25 protein-coding genes are annotated in these 26,376 nt (G+C 45.8%); 10 read left to right on the top strand and 15 right to left on the bottom strand.

What is annotated here, in order from left to right; genetic code table 11:
* Positions 1-177: 177 nt before the first annotated feature.
* A complete protein-coding gene (locus KI655_RS21445) occupies positions 178-1,410 on the top strand; it encodes a DEAD/DEAH box helicase (RefSeq protein WP_285408518.1) in 1,233 nt (410 codons plus the stop codon).
* Positions 1,411-1,785: 375 nt separating this feature from the next.
* The gene (locus tag KI655_RS21440; RefSeq protein WP_285408517.1) at positions 1,786-2,007 is read left to right on the top strand and encodes a hypothetical protein; all 222 of its coding nucleotides are present in this window, start codon (positions 1,786-1,788) and stop codon (positions 2,005-2,007) included.
* Between the two features lie 133 nt (positions 2,008-2,140).
* Here the strand turns inward: KI655_RS21440 and KI655_RS21435 are convergent, their stop codons facing one another.
* The gene (locus KI655_RS21435) at positions 2,141-2,308 is read right to left on the bottom strand and encodes a hypothetical protein (protein WP_285408516.1); all 168 of its coding nucleotides are present in this window, start codon (positions 2,306-2,308) and stop codon (positions 2,141-2,143) included.
* Positions 2,309-2,404: 96 nt separating this feature from the next.
* Positions 2,405-2,668, bottom strand: coding sequence for a DUF1289 domain-containing protein (locus tag KI655_RS21430; protein ID WP_285408515.1), 264 nt, complete (start codon positions 2,666-2,668; stop codon positions 2,405-2,407).
* Positions 2,669-2,845: 177 nt separating this feature from the next.
* On the opposite strand from KI655_RS21430, the gene KI655_RS21425 reads away from it, so the two are divergent.
* The 5 genes from KI655_RS21425 (at position 2,846) to KI655_RS21405 (ending at position 7,710) form a co-directional block, all read left to right on the top strand.
* Positions 2,846-3,292, top strand: a complete 447-nt coding sequence (locus tag KI655_RS21425; RefSeq protein WP_285408513.1) for an META domain-containing protein — start codon at positions 2,846-2,848, stop codon at positions 3,290-3,292.
* Positions 3,293-3,617: 325 nt separating this feature from the next.
* Entirely contained in the window at positions 3,618-4,781 is a 1,164-nt protein-coding gene (locus tag KI655_RS21420) for an ABC transporter substrate-binding protein (RefSeq protein WP_285408511.1), read from the top strand.
* Positions 4,782-4,786: 5 nt separating this feature from the next.
* The gene (locus KI655_RS21415; RefSeq protein WP_285408555.1) at positions 4,787-6,487 is read left to right on the top strand and encodes a thiamine ABC transporter permease; all 1,701 of its coding nucleotides are present in this window, start codon (positions 4,787-4,789) and stop codon (positions 6,485-6,487) included.
* A complete protein-coding gene (locus tag KI655_RS21410; protein WP_285408509.1) occupies positions 6,453-7,100 on the top strand; it encodes an ATP-binding cassette domain-containing protein in 648 nt (215 codons plus the stop codon). Before KI655_RS21415 ends, KI655_RS21410 begins: the two co-directional genes overlap by 35 nt.
* Positions 7,093-7,710 carry a CDP-alcohol phosphatidyltransferase family protein gene (locus KI655_RS21405; RefSeq protein ID WP_285408507.1) on the top strand — a complete coding sequence of 206 codons (618 nt, stop codon included), beginning with the start codon at positions 7,093-7,095 and terminating at the stop codon, positions 7,708-7,710. Before KI655_RS21410 ends, KI655_RS21405 begins: the two co-directional genes overlap by 8 nt.
* 132 nt (positions 7,711-7,842) lie before the next feature.
* Here the strand turns inward: KI655_RS21405 and KI655_RS21400 are convergent, their stop codons facing one another.
* The 4 genes from KI655_RS21400 to KI655_RS21385 form a co-directional block, all read right to left on the bottom strand.
* A complete protein-coding gene (locus tag KI655_RS21400; protein ID WP_285408505.1) occupies positions 7,843-8,790 on the bottom strand; it encodes a class I SAM-dependent methyltransferase in 948 nt (315 codons plus the stop codon).
* A gap of 8 nt (positions 8,791-8,798) precedes the next feature.
* Positions 8,799-9,497, bottom strand: coding sequence for a TIGR01621 family pseudouridine synthase (locus KI655_RS21395; protein ID WP_285408503.1), 699 nt, complete (start codon positions 9,495-9,497; stop codon positions 8,799-8,801).
* Between the two features lie 131 nt (positions 9,498-9,628).
* A complete protein-coding gene (locus KI655_RS21390) occupies positions 9,629-11,245 on the bottom strand; it encodes a methyl-accepting chemotaxis protein (RefSeq protein WP_285408501.1) in 1,617 nt (538 codons plus the stop codon).
* A 193-nt stretch (positions 11,246-11,438) separates the two neighbouring features.
* Positions 11,439-12,872, bottom strand: a complete 1,434-nt coding sequence (locus KI655_RS21385) for a sodium-dependent transporter (protein ID WP_285408500.1) — start codon at positions 12,870-12,872, stop codon at positions 11,439-11,441.
* Positions 12,873-13,240: 368 nt separating this feature from the next.
* Between KI655_RS21385 and cls the strand changes: the two genes are divergently transcribed.
* Both cls and KI655_RS21375 read left to right on the top strand, forming a co-directional pair.
* Positions 13,241-14,695, top strand: coding sequence for a cardiolipin synthase (gene cls, locus KI655_RS21380; protein WP_285408499.1), 1,455 nt, complete (start codon positions 13,241-13,243; stop codon positions 14,693-14,695).
* A gap of 322 nt (positions 14,696-15,017) precedes the next feature.
* Positions 15,018-16,202 (top strand): cystathionine beta-lyase, encoded by a 1,185-nt coding sequence (locus KI655_RS21375; protein ID WP_285408498.1) that lies wholly within the window; start codon positions 15,018-15,020, stop codon positions 16,200-16,202.
* Between the two features lie 81 nt (positions 16,203-16,283).
* Here the strand turns inward: KI655_RS21375 and KI655_RS21370 are convergent, their stop codons facing one another.
* The 9 genes from KI655_RS21370 to pspA form a co-directional block, all read right to left on the bottom strand.
* Positions 16,284-16,754 (bottom strand): hypothetical protein, encoded by a 471-nt coding sequence (locus tag KI655_RS21370; protein WP_285408497.1) that lies wholly within the window; start codon positions 16,752-16,754, stop codon positions 16,284-16,286.
* On the bottom strand, positions 16,742-17,653 hold the full coding sequence (locus tag KI655_RS21365) for a winged helix-turn-helix domain-containing protein (protein ID WP_285408496.1): 912 nt from the start codon (positions 17,651-17,653) through the stop codon (positions 16,742-16,744). Before KI655_RS21365 ends, KI655_RS21370 begins: the two co-directional genes overlap by 13 nt.
* 133 nt (positions 17,654-17,786) lie before the next feature.
* Positions 17,787-18,353 (bottom strand): DNA-3-methyladenine glycosylase I, encoded by a 567-nt coding sequence (locus tag KI655_RS21360; protein WP_285408495.1) that lies wholly within the window; start codon positions 18,351-18,353, stop codon positions 17,787-17,789.
* A gap of 87 nt (positions 18,354-18,440) precedes the next feature.
* Positions 18,441-21,536 (bottom strand): efflux RND transporter permease subunit, encoded by a 3,096-nt coding sequence (locus KI655_RS21355; protein ID WP_285408493.1) that lies wholly within the window; start codon positions 21,534-21,536, stop codon positions 18,441-18,443.
* Positions 21,529-22,614, bottom strand: coding sequence for an efflux RND transporter periplasmic adaptor subunit (locus KI655_RS21350; protein ID WP_285408492.1), 1,086 nt, complete (start codon positions 22,612-22,614; stop codon positions 21,529-21,531). Before KI655_RS21350 ends, KI655_RS21355 begins: the two co-directional genes overlap by 8 nt.
* Before the next feature lies 1 nt (position 22,615).
* Positions 22,616-23,650: an efflux RND transporter periplasmic adaptor subunit gene (locus KI655_RS21345; protein WP_285408491.1), complete on the bottom strand. Its 1,035-nt coding sequence runs from the start codon at positions 23,648-23,650 to the stop codon at positions 22,616-22,618.
* A gap of 158 nt (positions 23,651-23,808) precedes the next feature.
* Positions 23,809-24,195: an envelope stress response membrane protein PspC gene (gene pspC, locus KI655_RS21340; RefSeq protein WP_285408490.1), complete on the bottom strand. Its 387-nt coding sequence runs from the start codon at positions 24,193-24,195 to the stop codon at positions 23,809-23,811.
* Positions 24,188-24,421, bottom strand: coding sequence for an envelope stress response membrane protein PspB (gene pspB / locus KI655_RS21335; protein WP_285408489.1), 234 nt, complete (start codon positions 24,419-24,421; stop codon positions 24,188-24,190). Before pspB ends, pspC begins: the two co-directional genes overlap by 8 nt.
* A 14-nt stretch (positions 24,422-24,435) precedes the next feature.
* Positions 24,436-25,107, bottom strand: a complete 672-nt coding sequence (pspA, locus tag KI655_RS21330) for a phage shock protein PspA (RefSeq protein WP_285408487.1) — start codon at positions 25,105-25,107, stop codon at positions 24,436-24,438.
* 241 nt (positions 25,108-25,348) lie between these two features.
* Between pspA and pspF the strand changes: the two genes are divergently transcribed.
* Positions 25,349-26,362, top strand: coding sequence for a phage shock protein operon transcriptional activator (gene pspF, locus KI655_RS21325; protein ID WP_285408485.1), 1,014 nt, complete (start codon positions 25,349-25,351; stop codon positions 26,360-26,362).
* Positions 26,363-26,376: the final 14 nt, after the last annotated feature.

Genomic DNA, 26,376 nt, shown 5'->3' with positions numbered 1-26,376 from the left:
GAGATCTTTTTCCTACTCTAATTAAGAGCCCGCATTGTACGACGATAAATGGCTATTACAATACAACCTGCGATTAAATCAGAACGATTCTGAGAACTTAACTGTGATACGCTAAAATGGTTCACTAAGCCGATCACCGCTGTTAGACTCCTCGTCCATTTTCAATTGGTTCACACTATGACGTTCAACTCATTAAACCTGCATTTAGAACTTATCGATGCCCTACCACCAGCGTTACAAAAGCCAACCGAAATCCAATCTAAAGCGATTCCCGCGATTTTGGAAAAAAGAGATGTGTTGGCTCTGGCTCAAACTGGCAGCGGTAAAACGCTCGCATTTGGCCTAGGTGGGTTACACAACATTGAACGTCAGTTAGAGACACTGCAGTGCCTTGTCATGGTGCCAACTCGTGAACTGGCTACCCAAGTAACCAAAGCGCTGCAACCCTTCGCAAGTGCCTGCTCGATTCGTATGGCGACACTCATCGGCGGCATGAACCAAAAAGATATTGACGATGTTGTTAACTCATCACCACAGATAGTCGTTGCCACACCCGGACGTTTGGTGTCCCTAGTTGAGCAAGGCTCACTTTCGCTAAAAGATTGTCAAACCTTGATACTGGATGAAGCTGATCGCCTTGTGGACATGGGATTCTGGCCAGATGTTCAAGCGGTCAAAAAGTCACTACCCGCGAAGCATCAAACGTTATTTTTCTCTGCGACACTGCCGAAAGAGTTAGAACAGCAAACCGATGATCTGTTGTTCAAACCAGTCAAGATAACCGTCCACCCAGAAAACAGCGTCGCTGAAAACATCCAAGAGACCTTGTATCTGGTGAACAAAGGTAGCAAACCGCAAGCGCTGATCAGTCTGTTGCAGCAAAACCAAAGCACTCAGACACTCGTTTTTATCGGAGCAAAGGATAATGCCGATGCCCTAACCAAACGACTAAAGAAAGCGAAACTGAGCGTTGAGGCACTACACGGAAATAAGAGCCAAGAAGAGCGTAATCAGATCCTTGACGATTTTAAACAGGGGCGCATTGAAACCCTGATCGCCACTGATGTGATGGCGCGTGGCATCCATATTGATGCATTACCACTGGTGATTAACTTTGAACTCCCAATGCACTCTGCAAGCTATGTGCATCGAGTGGGTCGTACTGCCCGTGCTGGCGCGAGTGGTCAAGCTATCTCTTTAGTTAGCCATAGTGAAACAGACACCCTAGAAGCAATACGTAAGCTCACTGGCAGAGCGTTACCTGTTCAGTCACTTGACAGCTTTCCCGTGACCGATAAGCCGGCTACGGAAGGAGCACAGCGCAAGCGTCCGCCAAAAGACAAACAAGCGAACCGCCGTACAGCGAAGAAGAAAAGCATCAAACAATTTAAGAGTAAGCCTTCTCGCTAACCTTGATGTGATACCAAAACAGACATTCACCAACCTGTTTTCGAATTAATCACGCTTTCGATTAAATCGCGTTTTCGTTTAAATAGCGTTTTTGAGTAAATAGTGTTTTCGAGTAAAAATAACACTTTCAGCCAAAGCCCGGTTAATAACTGGGCTTTTTCACACCTGACACTCTTCAAATAATCACCTGAACACATATTAAACAGCCTATTTTACCGCTTGCTCCCTAACGCATTTAGATGACATTTTTATGAATAACGCGTCCAACTGATTGATTCCTCGTTGCTCAAAAAAAATACTTCAAAATCGCGTTGACGGTCACAAAACCGCCAACTAGATTTTTCTATTAGTGTCTATAACCAGGAGGTCATTGAAATGAAACGTGCTAGCTCTGCATACCGATTACAACTGATAAAAGAAGTAGCGACCCGACGCGATCGTCAACGTTCAAATGACCCGATGGCCAACTACATTCAAACGCTACTAGACAACAAAGACGAGAGTGATAATTCCGTAGAACGAAATCATCGATTCAGTGGTAATCATTTTGATGAGCATATAGGTGGTTGGGTAAGCGACCACTGGGGTTCGAAATAGCTAAACGGTCGAAAAAGGCCAATCAAGCCAGCAAATACGTAAAAGCCACCCAATTGGTGGCTTTTTTAGTGCTTCGATTTTTGAGCGTAGGCGTGTCACTGTTTAATGGCAGCTATGGGAATATTCCATAGCACTATTGGAAAGGCATATCGGACAAGTGAGACAGCACTTCCATCTGCTCTTCTTCCGTCATACTGTGCCAATCACGCGGGACTTTCTCTGGATCGTCCTTATCTTCAATGCGTTTCTTATCGAGCGCGTTTATGGGTTTGCTCTTTATTTTTCTCTCTTTCTTACTCATACCAACATCATCCCTTCTGGCATCGTATTCTCTTTAATATTACACCCGCCGAATGATGTAAAGAGTTTGTTAATGATCGAGCTAAATACGTCGCAGTTATCCAAAAAGATCTTGTTGCGGACTGTTTGTCTCTTCTGCTGGTTGATCCGGTTTCGCCCCACTATTTAGCTGAGCAAGGCGTTTTCGTCTGTAGCGTTGTCGACATAACTTAATCACATGCAACTGCTGAGAGGGTGTCATCGACATCCAATTGAAGCGCTCTTCACGCTTGCGCATACATCCGTTGCAATAGCCCTTTTCATCGGTTGAACATACGCCAACACAGGGGCTTGGAACTTGAAAAAACTCTAACTGCTCCACGACTCCTCCTGAGTATTCCATGTGCCTAAAACAATGATTATTAAATCATCGAACCTAACGAAAACATACTAAACTATGACCGTATACTGACACATATAGCGTTTTGTTAACTATACTTTTCACCAATCAAGTTACGCATATTTGGTAACTTCGTTTATTCCTTTGGAGCCATATTATATGAAGTTTAGTTCAAAAAAATTACTAGCAGTAGCCGCTTTACCTATCATGTTAGCTGCATGTACAACAACAGGTGATGACGCAATGCAAGTAACAGCTACCGATCTACAGCACCATAATTGGGAACTGGCACAAATCGACGGCAAAGACATTGAGAAAAGCGAACATCAAGCAGCACCTCGTCTAGAAATTGGCGAAAAGATGACGGCGAACGGCATCGCAGGTTGTAATAATTTCTTCGGTCAGGGTGAACTGAAAGACGGTCAGTTCCGCATTAAGCAAATGGGCATGACGATGAAGATGTGTCACGGTGCAGCAATGGACATCGAACAGTCTGTATCTGCAACACTTGCTGAATGGAGTGACGTAACACTGACTAAAGACACGTTGGTACTGAAAAATGACGTACACACTCTGACTTACACACTGAGCGATTGGAAAAACTAATCCAATCAGTATTTCAGTGACTGCTAGCCTAGAGTAGGCAACAAGTCAGACAGCCACCACGGCTGACGTGATAAGAACCCTTTAAAAGGAGCCAATTGGCTCCTTTTTTCGTATCTGATGGTTATTTCCGGCCTATTTGAAAAATTTACGATTTGTTCTGTAATTATTTACGGTAAAACACGGTCATAGGTAAGGTCACAGAATTTAAGTAGTAATTGGTTGAATTTACTATTGAATTAGAAATTATTTCAGAAATAGATAGAATAACCTTAAGGAAGTAACAAATGCACTGCCCTCACTCGTTCACAAAAATATGGAAAGCTTTATGAACAAACTAGTTAGTACGATTGGAATTTTGGCCACAACTGCCTATAGCGCAACACTTTATGCAGACAACACAAACACTCAGGAGTGGAGTCAAATCGAACGTGAAGCAGAAGGACAAACTGTCTACTTTCACGCTTGGGGTGGTAGCCAAGAGATCAACCGCTACATTCAATGGGCAGGCAAACAGCTGCAACAAAACCATGGTGTAACACTCAAACACGTTAAAGTGACTGACATAGCGGAGACGACCACTCGTCTGGTCGCTGAAAAAGCCGCAGGTAAAAACAGTGGCGGTAGTGTTGATATGGTCTGGATCAACGGTGAGAACTTCCGTTCTATGAAAGACAACGCGCTACTGTTTGGTCCTTTCACGCAAACACTGCCTAACTGGCAATATGTCGACAAATCACTTCCGATTGATGTCGACTTCTCAGAGCCAACCGAGGGCTTAGAAGCACCTTGGGGCGTTGGTCAACTGGTCTTCATTCACGACCAAGAGACATTAAACAATCCGCCTAATTCATTCTCAGAGATGTTGAGCTACGCGCAAGCTTACCCAAATCGTCTGAGCTACCCTCGCCCACCGGAGTTTCATGGTACAAGCTTTGTTAAGTCTCTGCTGATTGAGCTGACCAAGAATAACCCTGCTCTGTCTAAGCCGGTCGATGAGAAAACCTTCCAAGCCATCACTCAACCGCTTTGGGCCTATCTTGATGAGTTCCATAAGGTCGCATGGCGTGGTGGTAAGCAATTCCCAGCCGGTACCTCAGAGAGTATCCAACTTCTTGATGACGGCCAGATTGATCTAGCAATCACCTTCAACCCAAATGCGGTTTTCTCAGCGCAAGCCAACGGTACACTGGCAGAGAGCACCAAGGCATTTGCTTTTGAAAGTGGCGCTCTATCGAACATTCACTTCTTAGCGATTCCGTGGAATGCCAATGCCTCAGCAGGCGCACAAGTGGCCATTAACTACCTTCTGAGCCCAGAAGCACAATCACGTAAAGGCGACCTCAATATTTGGGGTGACCCATCTGTGCTGAGCAGTAAGTACCTAACCGGAAGCGCTCGCAATACACAGCAGTTCAAATCTGTTGACGAACCACATCCAAGCTGGCAAACCGCACTCGAGTCTGAGTGGTTAAAGCGTTACGGTAACTAGGTTTGATTCTTCACGCTCTATATTTTGTTGTTATAGCGGTGTGCATTCTCCCAACTATCCCCGGGGTAGTTGGGGTTATTGCCTCATCACTCAGTTATATACCACCACTGGGTTTAGACGAGTTTTCTGCGACAGGCTTTCAACAGGTGTTCGCTTGGGAAGGCGTTTTCCATTCGATTGGTTTAACCCTTAGCTCTGCAGTCATCAGCAGTTACCTAGCCTGTTTTCTTACTTTCTGTATTCTGCAAGCGAGTTGGGACAAGCCTTTCTGGCGCAAGATTGAATTAACACTGTCACCGATGCTGGCCATCCCTCACGTTGCTTTTGCTATCGGCTTCGCCTTTCTATTTAGCCCAAGCGGCCTTGGCATGCGTGCATTGCAAGGCGTCTTTGGTGAACCTTCAACAAACAGTGAATTAGCACTACTTATCAAAGATCCATACGCGCTTGGTTTGATCGTGATGCTAGCATTAAAAGAGATCCCATTTCTATTGCTGATGAGTATCTCTATCTTGCAGCAGTTAGATATTCCCAAAATCTCCAAGGTCAGCGCATCGCTCGGTTATAGCCGCTCACAAATATGGTGGAAATGTATCTTCCCACAATGGTTCAACAAGCTGCGTTTCCCAATGCTAGCCGTGCTGGCTTATAGCTTATCTGTGGTCGATATTGCGCTCATCATTGGCCCTACCAATCCACCCACGTTTGCCGTGTTAGTGTGGCAGTGGTTCAACGACCCAGACCTCAACCTACTGCCAAGAGCGGCAGCCGGTGCCATGGTATTATTTGGATTAGCCAGCCTTCTGATTGCCTTCGCTCGATTCGTAGAATGGGCAGTGTTGAAATACTTCCGTCAATGGCAATTCTCTGGTCGTCGTGGCATTACCCTTCCAGGTCGCAGTCTGTTTTCTTTCCTTGCACTACTGACCGCTGCGATGTTCCCACTAATGTTGTTATGGAGTGTCGCACAACGTTGGCGTTTTCCTGATCTGCTTCCAAGCCGCTACAGCACCCGCTTTTGGGAGTATGAGTGGGATGCGATCACCAGCACTATTGGTCAAAGTTTATGGATAGCGCTGATCTCTGCCACCATCGCCTTGGCACTGGCCTTGATTGCGCACGAATATCGTATTAAGCATCGCTGGCAGGTTCCGGGATATATTATCGCGATTCCAATGCTTATCCCTCAACTATCTGTACTGTTTGGATTGCAGGTTACCACTCTCTACCTCAATAGCACCGCTTATGAGTTTTGGGTAATTTGGTCGCATGTGTTTTTTGCTTTTCCCTTCGTCTACCTGTCATTGGACGGCCCTTGGCGCAGTTTCGAACCTGGCTTGATCAAAGCGGCGCTCAGCCTTGGAAAATCGCCACTTCAAAGCTGGCTCACGGTTAAATTACCGATTCTGTTACCAGCAATGGTTTTTGCATGGGCTGTCGGCATTAGTGTTAGCCTTGCTCAGTATTTACCAACCTTGATGTTAGGTGCAGGTAGAATCAGTACCATCACCACAGAAGCGGTTGCACTAACCAGCGGATTTGATCGTCGGGTCACTGCGATTTACGCCATTTGGCAAGCCTTGTTGCCTCTGTTCTTTTTCTCTTTTGCGATTCTTATCAGCCGCTTACAGGTGAAGTATCGCCGTCTTTCATTCAAAGGTTTATTGCCTAATGAGTCTATCTCTCAACGACCTCGCCATCCATAAGCTCGATGGAAGCGAGTTATTCTCATCGCTCAGTCTTCATTTAGAATCCGGCGAAGTGCTGGCATTAATGGGGCCAAGTGGCTGTGGCAAGTCGACTCTGCTCGACGTGATCGCAGGTCACCTTAGCAACGAGTTTGAATACACAGGACAAGTCCACGTCAACGACATGCGAATTGATCAAATCGCTCCGCACCAACGTGAGGTGGGAATCCTGTTTCAAGACGATCTGCTCTTTCCCCACCTAAAAGTGTGGGAAAACCTTGCTTTTGCTCTACCGAATCACATCAAGGGCAAAGAGCGCCAACAACGCGCGTTCGATGCTTTGAAAGATATTGAATTAACTCGACTTGCCGACTCTTTTCCCGACCAGATCTCGGGCGGGCAACGAGCGCGTGTCAGCTTAACCAGAATGTTACTGGCAAAGCCTAAGGTCGCCCTGTTAGACGAACCGTTCAGTAAGCTTGATCCTGAACTTCGTGTGCAATTTCGGGATTGGGTATTTGAGCAGCTATCTAAGGCGAATATTCCAACCTTAATGGTGACTCATGACGAGGCGGATATTCCGACCTCAGCACGTGTACTGACTTGGCCATGGAGTGTTGAGCATGCTTGATAAATATTCGATTAAGGTGATTCGCTGGCCGCTCACTCAGTCAGCCAAGGTACTAAATAAAGCGGGTGTCACTGCCAACCAAACCACTTTTTTTGGTTTCTTGATTGGTTGTTTGGCCTTCCCATCACTTGCATTTCAACAATATGAATTGGCACTGCTATTCATTGTTCTAAATCGTGTTTGCGATGGGCTTGATGGTGCACTTGCGCGTATCCAAGGGATTACCGATGCTGGCGGATTTCTCGATATCAGCCTCGATTTCTTGTTCTATTCATTGATTCCGTTTGGCTTCGTGATTGCCAACCCTGAGGCCAATGCCGTCGCAGGCGCCTTTCTGATTTTCTCCTTCATTGGTACAGGCAGCAGCTTCTTAGCGTTTGCGGTAATGGCTGGAAAACAAGGCATCGAGAACCCGGTTTATAAGCACAAATCGCTCTATTACATGTCGGGATTAACTGAAGGGACAGAAACCATCGCCAGCTTTATCGCTTTCTGCATCTGGCCGCAACACTTTGCTATGATTGCTTACGCATTTGGCGCCGCGTGTTGGCTAACGACGTTCATGCGCATCTATTTTGGTTTCCAAACCCTCAACAACGCAAACGCCTAGAGCCAGAGCATCTAGTTCATTAGCCTGTTGCTCTATTCAACTATTGATTTGGATTTGGCTAATCGCTTTCTGTAGATACAAAAACGCCGCACTGTGATGATGCGGCGTTTTTATTGATATCGGTAAACGATATTACTCAGCAGATTCCAGCTTGAAGCGAAGTACTTTTAGACTCGATTCTGTATCCACATCGACAAACTCAGGCGGATTAGCTAAACGCTCTAGGAACTTAACGTTTGGTGCCTCTTCTGCCATGGTATCAATCAAGAAGTTTGGTGACACCATTGGAGAGTTAACACAAGCAATCACTTCACCGCCCTCTGTAAGAAGCTCAGGGAGACGACGCAGAATCCTTTTATAGTCTTTGGTTAGAGCAAAACTGCCTTTTTGGAAAGAAGGTGGGTCAATGATCACCAAGTCGTAAGCTCCTCCCTTCTTGATTTTTCCCCAACACTTGAAGATGTCATAACCAAGAAAGTTCACTGAACGCATGTCATGTTCATTTAAGCGGTGGTTATCACGGCCTTTGCTTAGCGAACCACGAGACATGTCCACATTAAGACACTGACGTGCGCCACCTGCTAGAGCGGCTACAGAGAAGCCACAAGTGTATGCAAACAGGTTTAGTACGTTCTTACCTTTCGAGTTCTCTTGTACCCACTGACGGCCATTGCGCATGTCTAAGAACAAACCAAAGTTCTGGTTACGACCAATATTCAACTGATATTTAAGACCATGCTCAACAACCACTGGTGATGAGTCTAGCTCACCCCAAATCACTTCTGATGGGCTACCTTCAGCATAACGATGTTGCAAAACGACACTGGTACCTTGCTTCTGTTGCCAAATAGGTTGTGCTGTCAGGTTTAGAAGCCCTTCCTTCAAACCCGCTAGGAATTCCTCATCAACCTGTTTAAAAATGTTGACTAATAGCTGACCATCAACCCAGTCACACGTTAACTGTTCTAGCCCAGGCCAGTATTTACCACGACCGTGAAAAATACGACGTAGTTCGTTAGGCACTTCGTTTAACTGTTGTTCAATATGTTCAAAAAAGACCGGTAAAGCAGATGCTTCCATTATATCTCTCACTTAATGTTTAGCTTTGGCCACGCCAGTGACCAAGGTTCAAGCCAAGTATCCAACCCTGTTGATACGATCTCATGCGACCACTTTTGGCCTAGCGACTGATGTGTTCTCGGGTCACACACGTGCTCAAATACTTGAGATTGATAGGTGAATCGGATCGCAAAGGCATGCAGATAGCCACGATCAGATTGACTCGATGAATTATAAATTGGGTCGCCGACGATAGCAGAGCCTATAGACTTCATCGCCACGCGAATTTGATGAGTGCGCCCAGTATAAGGCTTGCAGAGTAGTAGTCTTTCACCCGGCTCTGCCGCTGCAGATAAAAACTGCGTTACCGCTGGGTTCTGTTTGGTGTTGATCAGCTTCCAGCTAGAGCGTCGCGAACGCTCCATGTCACCCACGATCAGCCCCTGCTTCTTCTTCGGCTTTTTAGAGCCAATCGCAAGGTAGTACTTTTCTACCTCTCTATTCGCAAACAACTGAGACAGCTCACTGGCCGCTGCTGCATGTTTGGCGAGTAATAGAATGCCTGATGTCATTTTATCTAAGCGATGCACAAGGTAGAGCTTTTCAATGTCGAGTGATCTAGCCACCTCTTGAAGCAGCATCGTATCACCGTCATCCTTATGGACACTAACGCCCGGATGCTTATTGATAAGTAAAAAATCTGAGTGGTTTACAAGAATGTCGAACATGAAAAGGCTTACTCCGTAATCGAGCGTGAAGTATACCTTGTCTAACACCAGATAACAGTAATGAAAAAGCCCACGACTGATTGTTCAACAGTCGTGGGCTCAATAATGCCTTCCCCCATCTTTACGATGGTTTAAGCAAGTTTAAATTGACCAAGTAAGGTTTCTAGCTCTTTAACCTTAGCGTTCAAGCTCATTGTGCTCTCTGAGCTACGCGTTGCCAGTTGCAAAGAAGATTCAGAGATATCACTGATTGCAGTGATGTCAGCAGCAATCTCTTTAGTTACGGCTGTCTGCTCTTCTGCCGCGGTTGCAATTGAGTTAACCATGCTTTGTACATTGGCTGCTCCGTTTACAATCGCTTCTAGAGCCTGAACTGCACCTGAGCTCTGCTCAACACCAATGTCCACCAATCGGCAGTTATCTTGAGTATAAGTCACCGCTTCTTGCGTACCCGATTGAATCGCTTGAATGATGCCCGAAACCTCTTGAGTCGCTTTGGTCGTACGCTCAGCTAGCGCTCGAACCTCATCCGCTACCACTGCAAAGCCACGACCAAATTCACCGGCACGCGCCGCTTCAATCGCCGCATTCAATGCTAATAGGTTAGTTTGCTCAGCAATATCTTCGATCACTTTAATCACGCTGCCAATCTGCTCACCGTGAGAGCCAAGCGTATTCATCTGCTCTGACATCTCACCCATTTGCGTCGATACTTGCTGGATGCTCGTCACCATATCTACGATCACCGAGCGACCATCTTCTGCTGAAGTCTCTGAACGACGTGCTTCTTCATAGGTGGATGTACCCTGCTGAGCAACTTCTGAAATCGTCAAGCTAAGCTCTTCAGCTGCCGTTGCAATCAGCGTCGCTTTATCAGCTTGTGCAGAAGCACCAGATACAATGTCACGGCTGATAGAAGAGAGCTCACCCGTCGCTGTTTGAACTTGGTTTGTCACAGAGGAAATAGATCCGATCAGGCCGACGAGCGATTTCTGCATCTGATTGATCGACTGACCTAAGTACGCCAGTTCGTCATCAGAACTATCCACAATATCTTCCGCAGTCAGGTCGCCACTCGCCACTTTGCGTGCAACCTGCTCCACTTTTGTCAGACGACTCGTAATTGAGTTCGACAATAGGTAAGCGATAACCGCACCTGTCACGATTGATACTGCCGTCAGGATTAGAATCATACGTTCCATTGACGTAAATGAGTCTGTAAGTGTTAGTAGCGCCTTGTCCGTCTGAACTTCCTCAGCAATAGATGCTTCGTCAAGTAGGGCTTCGATGGGCACTAGGTACTGCTCATAAAGGCTACGTAAATCGCGGATATTATCTAAGAATGCACTCTCTTGGTTGGCTCTAGGCGCTATTTGATTCTCAAATGCTGCCGAGAAGTCTTTCATTAAGCTCTCAACACGCTCAATTCGACGGTAATCTGGAGTCCCTACGCTCTCTAGTGCCTTGACCTTATTAATCGCTTCAAAGAACTGACCTTTGTTTGCGCGGTAGTCGTTAATCGCACCATTCACATGGGTAATCGTACCCATTGCGTCACGGTATACGTCCGCTGTTTCGTCAACCAGAACGAGGTAGTTCACCAACTCTGGTACGTCATCCATTCGGATCTCGTCCGCGACACGGTGAGAACTGGTCACTTCAATCCAGACAAAAGACACCAATACAATCATTAGCGCCAAAATAGAGCTAAAGCCTGCATACAGTTTTTTTCTTACAGACAATTTCACGTTTCACCTTCCTAAGGGAGTCAATATTCACTTCGCATATCTTTATGCTAAATATATATCGACAACTATACGAATAACTTTAGAAAAAACAGAACGAGAAACTATTAAAAATATTAAGGAGTTGGTAATGGGCACAAAAAAACGAGAGTCCTAAGACTCTCGCTTTCGATTCGTTTGACTTTGAAGGTCGTGATTACAATTTCTTAGAAATTAGCGCTGAACCTGCAATGATACCGATACCTAGAAGCATGATTGCACCTTTACCGCTATCGAAACCAGAAGAGATACCCATGAATGCAACGATTGCGATTGCTACTGGGATAACAAACTTAACTAGGTTGTACCATAGACCGAATAGTGGGAAAGATACTTCACCGTCGTTAGTGATTTCTTTCTCTAGGTCTGCACGGTTTAGTCTCCAACCAGCGAAGATACATACCAACATACCGCCAACTGCTAGGAAGATCTTGTCAGTTAGTAGGTCGAAGATGTCGAATGCGCCAGTGTCGAATAGTGTTGGACCTACGCCGCCTAGTGATAGAGAAGCGAAGATACACAGTGTCGCCATTACTACACTTGCAGACAGTACAGCTGTTACACGCTTCATGCCCTTCTCGTCGATTAGGTAAGAAACCACAACCTCAAGTAGAGATACTGAAGATGTTAGAGCCGCAACACTTAGACCGATGAAGAACATCAGTGCAAACAGAAGACCGATTACGCCGCCCATTTCAGCAAATAGCTGAGGAACAACAACGAATACTAGACCAGGGCCTGCTGCTGGCTCCATGCCGAATGCGAACATTGCAGGGAACATTGCAACACCAGCTAGGATAGCAACACCTGTATCCATTGCTGTAACCATTGCTGTTGTTTGAACTAGGTTTTCTTTCTTCTTAAGGTAAGAACCGTAAGTCAACATACAACCCATACCTAGAGATAGAGAGAAGAATGCTTGACCAAGTGCAGCAAGAATTACATTGCTGTCTACCTTAGAGAAATCAGGGCTGAATAGGAATTCTAGACCCGCCATCGCGCCCGGAAGCATGATGCCTTTGATAGATACTACGATAAGGATGATGAACAGAAGTGGCATCAGGATCTTACCTGCTTTCTCGATACCGCCCGAGATACCTTTCATAACAATAACAATGTTTAGAAGTAGGTATAGGCCCATCCACATTAGTGGTTGAACAGGGTTCGAGATGAAGCCACCGAAGCTGTCGCCGATTGCTTCAGGTGCGTCTAGAAGACCACCAGCAATCTTACCGATGTATGCGATAGACCAGCCACCTACTACAGGGTAGAAACCCATGATAAGTAGACCACTTACTACGCCGATAACACCAGCGAACGTCCAACGACGGTCTGTTGTTTTGAATGCACCTACTGCTGATTTTTGCGTATGACGGCCAATAGCAAATTCAGTCAGCATGACGCTGAAACCAATGAAGATTACAAAGAATAGGTAGATTGCAACGAACGCACCGCCGCCACTCTCACCTGCTGTGTAAGGAAATTTCCAGATGTTACCTAGACCAACAGCAGAACCTGCTGCAGCCATTACGAATCCAAGTTTCGAACCCCAGGTATCACGAGGTTTTGTGGTTGTATTACTAGTAGCCACTTTAACTCCAAAATTTGTATGTTGTGTAATGTTGTGTGTTGCTTTGGGTGGCGTCTTATTAAAAGAAAGGTGTAAATCTTTGTTTACATCCTCAAGAATTTGATTGACGCTCAATGTATAGCAAGTAAACCAGTTTAAGATTAAAATTGGAAGCCCGAACCGTACATATTTCGTTACCAATGTAAAATTTTATGGTTAAATGCCGACTTTTCATACAAAACAATCGTTTTCTTCTTAAGTTAACTTAAACTTAACAACTTTCACCTATTTACAGCTTTAGCTCTAATTTGTAAATAGTTGTTCTCTTAAATTCCCATATTGTCAAAATAGCATTACTATCTAAGTGTCTCTTTTTTCGAGTATTAGATGTGGAAAAGCTCTATCACTTTTTGACTTTGGCAGCCGTTGTACTCTATTGGGTACTGGTCGCCGGTGTTACGCTACGAGTTGTACTGAAAAGACGCTCTGTTAGCGTATCGTTATCTTGGCTTCTCGTCATTTACATAGTCCCAATTGTGGGCGTTGCCTGCTATTTTTTATTCGGTGAACTCAATCTAGGAAGAAAAAGAGCGGAACGTGCCCAGCGTATGTTTACTCCTTTCGGCGACTGGTTCCGTCAACTCAATCATTGCCAAGTGCATTTGCCTGGCAAAGTAGGCTCACCGATCCATAAAATCGATGAGCTGTGTAATAACCGTATGGGCATTCCAGCGCTCAGCGGCAATACCCTCTCTCTTCAATCTTCACCGAATGAAATCTTACATTCGATCATTGAGGACATCGAAAACGCGCAAACCAGCATCAAGATGGTCTTCTATATTTGGCACCCTGGCGGACTTACTGATTCTGTTGCTTCAGCATTAATCCGAGCGGCTAAACGTGGAGTGGATGTCAAAGTATTATTGGACTCAGCGGGGTCACCACGTTTCTTCAAAAGTCATTGGCGTTCAATGATGAGAGATGCGGGTGTTCAAGTCGTTCAAGCTCTTGAGGTAAGCCCTTGGCGTATGTTCCTTCGCCGCCTCGACCTCAGACAGCACCGTAAAATCATCGTCATCGACGAAGCCGTTGCCTATACAGGCTCAATGAACATGGTCGATCCAGCGCACTTCAAGCAAGGCGCTGGTGTTGGACAATGGATCGATGTCATGGTGCGCGTTACAGGCCCAACCGTAAATGTGCTATCAGCAATCCACGGTTGGGACTGGGAAGTAGAAACTGGCGAACGTATTCTGCCTGCGCTCCCGGAATGCAAAGTCGAAGACTCTGAGGTTAGACACCCGGTACAAGTAGTACCATCGGGCCCTGGCATGCCTGAATACCTCATTCTTCAGGTATTGAGTATTGCAATCAATCAAGCTAACCGTTCGGTTCGTATCACTACTCCTTACTTTGTTCCGAGTGCTGATTTGCTTGAGACCCTGAAAATGACCGCGCAGCGAGGCGTCAATTTTGAGCTGGTGATCCCACAAAGCAACGATTCGCTAATGGTGAAATGGGCCTCTCGCGCCTTTTATACGGAATTGCTCGAAGCGGGTGTGAAGATCTATGAATTCTATGGCGGCTTGCTGCACACCAAGTCCGTAGTGATCGATGAGGAGTTCTGCTTGATCGGTACGGTCAACATAGACATGCGCAGCTTCTGGCTCAACTTTGAGGTGACGTTAGCCGTCGATGACGTCAGCTTCACGCGCCAACTGGCTGATCTTCAGGAATCGTACATCGAAACGTCTCACCCTGTTAGCCTAGAGAAGTGGCAAGAGCGAAGCTTACAATCTCGCTTCTTCGAGCGTCTATTTTACCTGTTCAATCCATTACTCTAGGTTTTGAATTCCTTCCTCTATAGTTTTCCTAGACCCTTTTTCAACAAAGGGTCTGTATACCAATCGTAGTAAATAATTGCTCATTCTAGCTTGTTAAAAGGCTTGATAACTGCGTTAGAATTTTTGATTGTAGGGCTACTACTTATCGAAGCTTCCCTATTGTAGAAAAGCTGCCTTGTTCTCAAGCCTTTTCCCTGCGCTATCTCTGCTCACTTACTTACTGTGATTGGTATTAATTACAAAAACTCTTTAACTCCCCTTGCTTTCGTACCCAATGGCATGTTTTAAATAGAGCATAATAGATAGATAAGGAATTCAGAGTATGTCCGAAAGCAAAACAACCAAATTGATCACGGCGGGCCGCGATAAGAAGTGGACCAATGGTGTGGTAAACCCACCCGTTCAACGTGCATCAACCGTTGTGTTTGATACCGTTGCTGAAAAGCACAAAGCAACCGTAAACCGTGCCAACAAGACCCTCTTCTACGGCCGCCGTGGCACAAACACACACTTTGCTTTCCAAGATGCAATGGTCGACCTTGAAGGTGGTGCGGGTTGTGCCCTATATCCATGTGGTACGGCGGCGATTTCTAATGCCATCCTTTCGTTTGTAGAAACTGGCGACCATATTCTGATGGTCGACACTTGTTACGAACCAACACGTGACTTCTGTGACACCATCATGAAGAAGATGGGCGTTGAAACAACCTACTATGAGCCAACCATTGGCGAAGGCATTAAAGACCTAATTCAGCCGAACACTAAGGTGCTATTTACCGAGTCTCCGGGTTCTATCACCATGGAAGTGCAAGACATCCCAACGCTTGCACGTATCGCGCATCAACACGATATTATTGTCATGCTTGATAATACGTGGGCAGCAGGTTTGAACTTCTCGCCGTTTGACTACGGTGTCGATATCTCAATTCAGGCAGCAACCAAATACATCGTTGGCCACTCTGATGTGATGCTTGGTACAGCTGTCGCGAACGAAAAGCACTGGGATCAACTGCGTGAACAAAGCTACCTAATGGGTCAATGTGTATCACCAGATGATGCATACCTAGGGCTACGCGGTATTCGAACGCTGGATGTACGCCTGCGTCAACATGCCGAGAACAGCTTGAAAGTGGCTCAATGGCTACAGAGTCGTCCAGAGGTTGATCATGTTCGTCACCCTGCTTTAGAAAGCTGCCCAGGTCATGAATTCTTTGAACGCGACTTCACAGGCGGTAACGGCCTATTTTCATTCGTGCTTAAAACTACCTACCCTCGTGCAACCACAGCACTGCTCGATGGTATGAAACATTTCAGCATGGGTTACTCATGGGGTGGCTTTGAGAGCCTGATTCTTGCGAACGAGCCGAAGAGCTTTGATAGCCTGCGAACAGTTGCTAACCCGAACTTTGAAGGCACACTTATCCGCCTACATATCGGTCTTGAAGACGTTGAAGATTTGATTGCAGATTTAGAAGCTGGCTTTGAGCGTTACAACGCGCTACTTTAATCGAAGTGCTCAGATTGAGCATACCGAGATAACCAATGAAGAAGGCAGCCAATGAGCTGCCTTTTTTGTGCGGAAAGCCTACTAATTCACTTGATAACACGTCGAGTTAAATATCTCTGAGCGGCTGTCATTAAACAGATAGAGGAAGTTATCTTTGAGCTGATAATTGTAGTCAATCGTGACACCTTGATACTCACTATACTCTTTGTTGATCACCAAGTCTGGATGCTCTACCAAGGTGCGCACATCATCAACCGTCACCGAGATGTGATCGCCACTCTTCTTATAGTGTCCGCTATATAGGTTTTCGACATCGTGCCTCGACTGGTCTTTGCCAGTTATGGTGACAAACTCTTTGATGCTAAACGTTTCATCAGATTGAAAAGTGAAGATCATCCTCTCATACATAGACTGATAGGGCTGATAGGCTTGAGAAAGAAAATCGGTTTTCATGGTTTTACAGTGCCAACGCGTGCCAGAAAGAGACTCTGTATCTAGGGTAAAGCTCATCCCTGCAACCAACATCAACACCACTAATATTACAATCCGCATAGGTAATCTCTTGTCACTACATACTCTGAAAGCGAATCAAAGGACGTTTTGGGGTCAAAGATAGAGGCAGAGTAATTAAACGAATGCCCACTCCCATTAAGTATGAACAGGCTCAAGGCATCGTCGTCCGGTGAGTCAACCGATGGGTAGATACGCATAAACACACTCAATTGGCATGGCTTTGGCAACAGCCTCGCGAGTACAAGCTTTAACTCTTCAATGGAGTAACGCCCCTCTCTCACCACATGTAGATAGTGATGGTTACTGCCATCTACTTGGCTATATTTATAATTGGACTTGTCGACGAAATAAGGCAATGAAGAGTCAAAAGTTCGATACAAGTTAAATACCACCACCGCTAGGCACAGTGCGACTGCCACAAAAAATCCAACATTGAGATAACCACGAGATTGCTCTTCTAAAGCCACTGTTTTTGGATTTACACTCGATGTCGCGGATTGTTCTGGTGTTTGTTCAGACTGCTGTGATTGAGTAGGTTGCGATTGAGTCTCAAAATCTGCATTCTGGCTTGCGTTTTCTGTGCCAATTGAAGGCTCATCTGACTTATCTAGCTCATTGGGTTTTAGTGATGAGACCTCAAGTAAGTAGCCTGTCTTGCTGACCGTTCGAATCGTTGCACAATCACAGGTTACTTTGGCGAGCGTTTTACGCAGCTTTGAAACAACGTTGGTCAGCGCTTGCTCGGAGACAATCACATCCCCCCAGCATTCATTAAAAAGTACGCTGCGTTCGACACAATCGCCTAGGTTCTGTAATAAGAAAAGGAAGACTTTTCCTTCAAGTGGAGAAAGGGTTTCAACCTCACCATCATTGAAGTGAAACTGCCTACGTAGTGGATCATAGGTGGCCTCACATATTTGATAATTTTGTCTTTTCACAATCTTTTATAAATATTACGCATCAGCCGTATATAATATTGAAAAGTATAGAAAAGACTAGTCCATTTTCCACTAGAGACTAAATAGGCTGTGTTTGGTGATGCCCCTTCCTAGTGTCAAACAAGCTATTTGGTTACCTCTTTGGGCAATCAACCAAATGGTCGTTTACCATGCCTACAGCTTGCATAAACGCATAACAGATCGTCTCTCCAACAAACTTAAAGCCGCGCTTCTTGAGAAACTTGCTCATTGCCTTCGACTGCTCGGTTGACGCCGGAACTTCCGACATCTCTTTCCAATGATTCATCACGACTTGATGGTCGACAAATTGCCACAGTGCATTGGAAATTGAGCCGAACTCTTTCTGCAACTCTAACGCTGCTCGAGCATTGCCAAACACAGAGGCAATTTTCCCTTTATGCTTCACCACATCGTACTGTTCGATAATGCCGGCTACATGTGATTCATCCATCGCAGCCAGTGCCTCTAAATCGTATCCTTTAAACGCAGCGCGGTAGCCCTCTCTCTTTTTCAAGATGGTAATCCAGCTTAAGCCAGCCTGTGCTCCCTCAAGAGTTATAAACTCAAACAGAACCTTATCATCATGAACCGGAATGCCCCACTCGTTATCGTGATACTCCCTTTCCAGTTCATGTTTCAATGCCCATGCGCAGGTCTGTTCAGCTTGTTGTGATGTCATTATTCTTCTCCAGTGTGGTCAAACGGCCGACCAAACAAATAGTGCCCCAGCTAGGGGCACTATAGTGATTAACTCCAACCTAAAATGTTAGGCAACTTTGATTTTGTGGAATAGGCGATACAAAACTGGCACTACGATTAGCGTAAGTACGGTTGCAAAACCCAAACCAAACATGATGGTTACCGCCATCGGCTTGAAGAAGATATCAGGAAGCAGCGGAATCATACCCAGAATCGTGGTGATTGCAGCCATACATACTGGTCTTACACGGCTTAAAGCCGCGTCGACTACCGCAACGTATGGGTCTTTACCTGACTTCATTTCAATATCAATTTGATCGAGCAGTACGATACCATTCTTCAAAAGCATGCCTGATAAACTCAAGAAACCAAGCAGTGCCATAAAGCCAAACGGCGTATTAAGCGCCAGCAAGCCCGTGGTAACACCAATGAGGGCAAGCGGTACGGTACACCAGACGATCAACGGCTCTTTGACCGAGTTGAACAGGAATACCGTGATCAAGAACATAAACAGGTAACCCAATGGCATGGTGGTAAACAGTGAAGCTTGCGCGTCAGTAGAAGACTCATATTCCCCACCCCACTCTAGTGAATAACCCGGTGGCATCTCAATCGCTTCAATCTCTGGCATTAAGCGTTTTTGAAGCGTAGAAGCGGTCTCTTCACCTAGCAAATCGGGGTCAGCAAAAACCGTCAGCATACGCTTACGGTTCTTACGAATGATAAGTGGATCTTCCCATTGCAGTTCATAACCCAAAGTCACTTGTTGCAAAGGGATAAACTCGCTCAATGCTGGGCTCCAGATTTTCATCCCTTCGATATTACGAATATCGATACGCTCATCATCAGGGAGACGTGCCACGATAGGCATCAGCGTAGTACCGTCACGATATACACCAATTGATTTACCAGAGAACGACATCGCAAGGAAATCATCCACATCGGATTTGGTAATACCGTAACGACGCGCTTGGCTCTCATTGAACTGAGGCTCTAAGACCTTGGTTCTTTCACGCCAATCGTGACGAACGTTAAAGGCACCCGGATCAGCGTGCATAATGTCCATCACCTGCGCAGCAATAGAACGCAGCACGGTTGGATCAGAACCCACAATGCGCGCTTCAATCTTCGCACCGCCACCAGGACCAAGTTCAATCTGCTTCAACTTGTAGTTAATTTCAGGGAAGCTAGCGTCCACATACTCTCTAAAGCGAACCATCAGCGGAGCAAGCACTTCATAACTTTTCACACGTGTCGTGATCTCACCATAAGCACTGTAGCTCTTCTCTGGCGAGTACGTCAGCATGAAACGTTGTAAACCCTTACCGGCGGTCGTCGTGATATGTTCGACCTCTTCTTGCTCAGACAGCCAGTTTTCCAACACTTTTAGTTTAGTGTTGGTTGCTCGGATATCCGTACCTTCTGGCATCCAAACATCCACTTGGAACATCGGTGTCGTCGACGATGGGAAGAAAGCTTGCTTAACAAAGCCAAAACCATACACGCTCGCACCAAGACCAACGATCAATACAACAACCGTCAACCATGCGCGTTTCATACAAAACTCTAAGAATTTCTTATAGATAACAAACACCATACCTTTGTATGGGTCGTTATCTTCACCCTCTCCGCTCAGCTTTTGTCCTCTAAAGAAGATGTCTGCAAAGAAAGGCGTGATAGAAATCGCGGTGAACCAACTCAGCATCAGAGAAATCAGCAGAACCGTAAACAAGGTACCACAGTACTCACCCGTCGCATCTTCTGATAAACCGATCGGTGCAAACGCTGTTACGGCTATCACCGTCGCCCCTAATAGTGGCCATTTGGTTTGGGTAACGATGTCTGTGGCGGCTTGCATACGCGTTCGGCCTTTTTGGGTGCCTATGAGTATGCCTTCCACCACCACAATGGCATTGTCCACCAGCATCCCCAGTGCGATAACCAAGGCCCCCAATGAGATACGCTGTAGATCAATCTTGAAGTACTGCATGAAAATGAAGGTACCAAACACGGTGAGCAGCAGAATCAGACCAATCAACAAACCCGAGCGCAGTCCCATAAAGAACAGCAGTACCACAATTACGATAGCTACCGCTTGACCGAGACTGACCACAAAGCCACTAACTGATTTATCCACCTCTTTCGGCTGGTTGTATACCTCGGAGATATCAATACCGACAGGTTGTTGATATTTCAACTCAGCAAGGCGTCGGTCGAACGCTTCACCCACCGCCACTACGTTAACCCCTTGTGCAAAGGAGATCCCCAAGTTAAGCGCGAGTTTGCCATTGTAGCCAATGATATTGGTTGGTACTTCGATGTAGCCGCGCTTCACTTCGGCTACGTCTTTTAGGTAGATGAGACCCTGTGCGTCTCCCTCGGTTAAGATTAAGTCGCCCAACTGTTCGACATTTTCGAATTCGCCGGTTGGGTGAATACGGATATATTCGTCACCAATTCGAACCGCACCAGCATCCGAAACCACATTCTGGGTGGAAAGTAAGTTAAACACCGTATTGGGAGAAATACCCAAGGAGCTGATCTTTTTCATCGAGATCTCGATAAAGACTTGCTCTTGCTGCTCCCCAGAGACCGAAACCTTACTCACCCCTTCCACCAGCTCTAATTCTCGACGCAGATAGTCAATATAATCAAGCAATTCTCGGTAGGAGTACCCTTCACCGGTAACGGCAAGTAAAATCCCGTACACATCACCAAAGTCATCTATTACTTGAGGGTCGTTTACACCCGGAGGCAATTGCCCCTTCAGGTCATTGACTTTACGACGCAATTCATCCCAGATCTGAGGAAGATCATCTGGGCCATAGTTATTTTTCATGGTCACCGTGACTTGAGATAAACCACGACTCGAAATCGAGTTCACCTCATCCACATAAGTCAGCTGCTGAATCGCTTTCTCAAGTGGGTAGGTCACCTCTTCTTCAACTTGTTGCGGCGTAGCCCCCGGATAAGAGGTAACAACCATAGCATCTTTGATGGTGAAGGCTGGGTCTTCTAAACGCCCCAAACCAAAGAAGGCAGAAACACCACCAATCAAGAAAATAAGGGATAGCATCCAACTGATCACCTTATTGCGAATGAAATAGGCGGCAACGCCCGTTACTTCATCGTCGCTTTGAGGCTTGCTATTCACTTCACTCATTATTCGTCTCCTGAGACAATACGTCCACTGTCATCCCATCTCTTAGCTTTGAAACGCCGGCTATTACAATGCGCTGCCCAATCTCCAGACCTTTGATAACTTGTAGTGTCTTTTGGTTGGCCTTGCCGAGTTCAATCTGCTGTTTTGATACTGTGTTGTCTTCGTTAAGCACCCACACATAAGAGTCTTTATTATCGAGTGGATCCCCATCGGCATTAAATACTGCCTCAATCGGGATAAGCACACCGGCTTTCAATTCAAGACCGATATCTCGTCCATAAGAGGTCACTTCCACCGCCATGCCATCGAGAATTAAATCATCTGCTGGCATCGGCAGCGCCAGCGTTACTGTAAAGGTTCCAGTACTTGGATCTGGCTCTGTTGTGAACTCTTTAATCCCTGCTTCATACTCATTACCACTTGGTACACGAACCAGAGCGCGGATATCGGAAACGAGAGTTTCGGTGGGTTGATTCACATAAATACGGTCAGGTAGCTGGATAATGACTTCAACATCTTCAACGCTGTGAATATTGACAATCTGTTGCCCAACTTGAATATTCTCAAACTGGTCAACACTGACGCGTGAAATGATGCCATCTACTGGTGCACGTAACTTGGTGAAAGACAGGCGCAGTTTTGCCAGCTCCAACTCAGAAAACGCAATTTGACGTTGCGCGGCAATTTCATCGAACTGCGACTTTGCCAATAAGCCTTTCTTGACCAAAGGGCTAGAACGCTTGTATTGGTTGTTCACCACCGTGTAGCGGGCGCGAGCATTATCCACTTCTAACTGGTAATCGGTTGGGTCTAACTCAGCAATGATGTCGCCTTTCTCAACACGCTCACCTTCTTTAACAGTCAGCCTATTAATCTCTCCAGCAACGCGAAAACTCAAACGCGCTTTTTCTGCTGCATTCGCCACCGCAGGGAAATACAACTTATCGTGAAAATCGAGCACTTTCACTTCCATCGCACCGACCAGAGGCACATAAGTTTCAGGAGTCACAACGGCACGCTCACAACCTGCTAGCAATGCGATACAAGAGAGCCCAACAACCTTTTTTAGATTATTCATATTACAGACCTCTCTCTTTAACCCATTCGCGAACTTTTTCGCCGGATTGCAATTCGTTGACACCTGACGTCACGATACGGTCACCGTCATTAAGGCCCGACACAATATGTCTTTTCTCATCTATCACAATCGCGACTTTTTCAACGATGCCGTTATTGTTAACCCGCCATACATAGGTATTGTCGTTCTCTGAGATCATCGCAGCGGTCGGGATCTTGGTTGCCGCACCACGGTTCGAAGAGAGGTAGACGTTACCCGACATGCCCGGCAAAATCCCGATATCACTTGGACGCTCCATTACCATGGTGACTTTGTATGAGCCCGTTTTAGGGTCAGCCTCCGTATCAACCTCTTGGAAGGTCAACGGATAGGAATAGTCAGGGAAGGCATCAAAGATCATCTTTGCTTCAGTTTCAAAACCGGCAGAATATCGAGTAATTAACTGGTCAGGGAGTAGAAAGACTACCTTCATGATCTGGTTAGTCTGGATGTTCATGATCCCTTCTTTGGCCGCGATGTATTCATGATTTTCAGCTGGGATAATGGAAATCGTACCGTCATATGGAGCAACAAGTGTGGTATAGCGAAGGTTCGCTTGAGCCTGGTCTAAAACCGCTCTAGCGGAGTTATGATTAGCTTTAGCTTCATCGAAGTCTTGCTCAGAAACGACGCGGTCTTTGCGCAGTTTTTTTGCTCGCTCATATTGAACATCAGCCAATAGATAGTTCGCCCGCGCCTGTTTCTCTAAAAGTTGGTATTCGTCAGGGTTTAGCACCGCCAATGGATCACCTTTGGTAACTTCCTGGCCTGCGTTCACCTCAATACTTTGTAAGAGTCCGGGAACTCGGAATGCTAGAACGGCTTTGTCACCGGCTTCTGTTGTGGCTGGGAAATCGCGTTTAAAAGAGTTGTTGCCTACAGAAACGGTGAAGAGTTTGGCTGGACGTGATTCGGGTTCGGGGACAGGAGGGAGCTCCTTACCGCACCCAGACAGCCCTGCTAATGCTGTCACAAGGACAAGGGAGGCTTTGTACATTTGAGATCATCCATATCTATAAATATTTTATTAACATAGATGAATCGCATCTAACTTACCAGTTAATGCCCGGATTTCTTTTGAGAAAATATCCAAAAAAAATAACGGCTTGGATAGAATTCATCCAAGCCGTTATCTTCAATTAAAGGTGTGGCGACCTATATGTTTTTAAAGGCGCGATTTACTTTAAAAGTATCGGATGTGACATACGCTTCGATATTGCGCACATCGCGCTCTAACTTTTCAAAATCACCCTCTAAGGTGTTGAGAAGGGACTCTGGTGTTTGCCCCTGCTCCCACGGTTTTTGCTTGAGGGTGTGCTCCTGTTTTGACTTTAATTCGTCGACATAATGCCTTGGTTGCTTTTCTAGCATGAAGGTCATTGCCAAGTAAGCCAGAATCACGAGGAAGCTGCCGCCCAACAGTGCCGCTGAGATCACCATGATGCGAACCAACCACACTTCTAACCCAAAGTAGTTTGCCAAGCCTGCACAGACACCAGACAACTTGCCGTTTATTGGGTCTCGATACAGTTCTCTACTCATAAGTTCGTCTCCAGCTTGGGGACTCCGCGTCTAGAATCTTCTCTAAGGTTTTAACACGCTCTTGCATAGACTCAGCCTGTTGCGACAGCGTATGCAAGCGTTGTAAATCTGTTTCCGATAAACCGTTGCTCGACTTCTTCTTACTGCGGTAGTGCAAAAATAACCATAGCGGAGCAACAAAAATCAGAAAGACAATCAGTGGGCCAGCTATTAGAAATGATGACATAGATAACTCCTAGGTTATTTATCGCGGTTTTCGACTTGCTCTTTTAGTTTTGCGAGCTCTTTTTCAATCTCGTCTTGAGCTTGCAGTTCAGCAAATTCTTGGTCGAGGGATTTCGCACTACCTGTTTTAGCATACAGATCCGCTTCTGCCTCAAGTTCATCAACTTTACGTGACATTTGCTGGAATTTCGCCATTGCTTCATCGGTTTTGCCTGAATGAAGGTGTCTTTGAACATCACGGCGGTTGCTCGCTGCAGTATTACGAATCGCTAGAGCCTGCTGCTTTGCACGTGTCTCTGCAATCTTGGTTTCTAACTTACCAATTTCGCTGGTTAACTTCTCGATGGTCTCTTCAACCAGAGTTTGCTCAGTGTGAAGGCTCTTGATGACATCTTCTAGTTTTTGCTTCTCGATTAGAGCCGCTCTTGCTAGATCTTCACGTTGCTTTGTTAGCGCCAGCGTCGCTTTTTGTTGCCAATCAGAGATTTGGTTCTCGATTGATTCAACTTTACGAGCCAACTCTTTTTTGTCCGCAATGGCTTTTGCTGAGTTAGTGCGTACTTCGACTAGCGTATCTTCCATCTCTTGGATGATAAGGCGAATCATTTTTTCTGGATCTTCAGCCTTGTCGAGAAGTGCGCTGATGTTTGAATTTACGATGTCTGCAAAGCGAGAAAAAATACCCATAAGGAACTCCTTAAATAATCAACTTAGCCAATGGTATAACCATGGATACTGTGCGAATGGTGTTATCACTCGCGGATAAACTTACTCTTAGTAATCCAAATTACGTGCCAAATTTATACCCATTAAAAATCAACAACTTAATATTATATGGTGATTATACCAACAGATGCTATGATGAATTTAACCAAGAGTTGGTATTTTTCACCACTGATAAAACAGCATCACATTAAGAAGGTCGTCCATGCAGCAAAACTTAATTGGAGAGTCTCCGAGTTTCCTTTCTGTTCTCGATAAAGTGTCACAGCTTGCCCCAATCGAAAGGCCAGTTTTAATTATCGGTGAACGTGGTACCGGTAAAGAGTTGATTGCACAGCGTCTTCACTACTTATCAAGACGTTGGGATCAGCCACTCATCTCGCTCAACTGCTCAACGTTGAGCGAAGGCCTGATTGATTCTGAGCTGTTTGGTCATGAGTCCGGCTCATTTACTGGCTCGAAGGGTCGCCATCAAGGTCGATTTGAGCGAGCGGAAGGTGGCACTCTATTTCTTGATGAGTTAGCCACCACGCCACTTGCCGTCCAAGAGAAGCTGCTGCGAGTGATTGAATATGGGCAGTATGAGCGTGTGGGTGGTCAAAAAGCGCTGAATGCGAATGTTAGATTGGTGTGTGCAACGAACGCCGACCTTCCCGATATGGCAAGCAAAGGGGAATTTAGAGCCGACCTGCTCGACCGCTTGGCGTTTGACGTGATTACCCTGCCACCACTTCGAGAACGAAAAGAGGACATCACACTCCTTGCTGAGTACTACGCCATCAAGATGTGTCGCGAGCTAGAACTTGAACTGTTTGTCGGTTTCTCCCCAGAAGCAGCCCAAGCTCTGTTGGACTACCCATGGCCGGGTAACGTGCGTGAATTGAAGAACGTCATTGAAAGAGCAATCTACCAACATGGTCGTAATCCTAACCCGATTGAATCATTGGTGTTTAATCCATTCCAACCAACGTGGGATGAGACTTCCATCGAAACTGACAATGAGGCATCAAGCGACCATACTTCTAATGAGCGTACATTTTCTCTGCCACTGGATTACAAGGCGTGGCAGGAAGAACAAGACATAGCCCTTCTTAATCAGGCACTAAAAACAAGCAAGTACAATCAAAAACACGCCGCTGAACTGCTTGGCCTCACTTACAACCAACTGAGAGGGATGGTGAGGAAGTATTCGATAGTCGGGCAAAACAGCGATAAATAACTGCTAGCACTGGA

It is taken from the genome of Vibrio sp. D404a (assembly GCF_030248535.1).
In the GTDB taxonomy this organism is placed as follows: domain Bacteria; phylum Pseudomonadota; class Gammaproteobacteria; order Enterobacterales; family Vibrionaceae; genus Vibrio.
The sequence above is the reverse complement of the archived record's forward strand: the minus strand, read 5'-3'. Positions and strand labels throughout refer to the sequence as shown.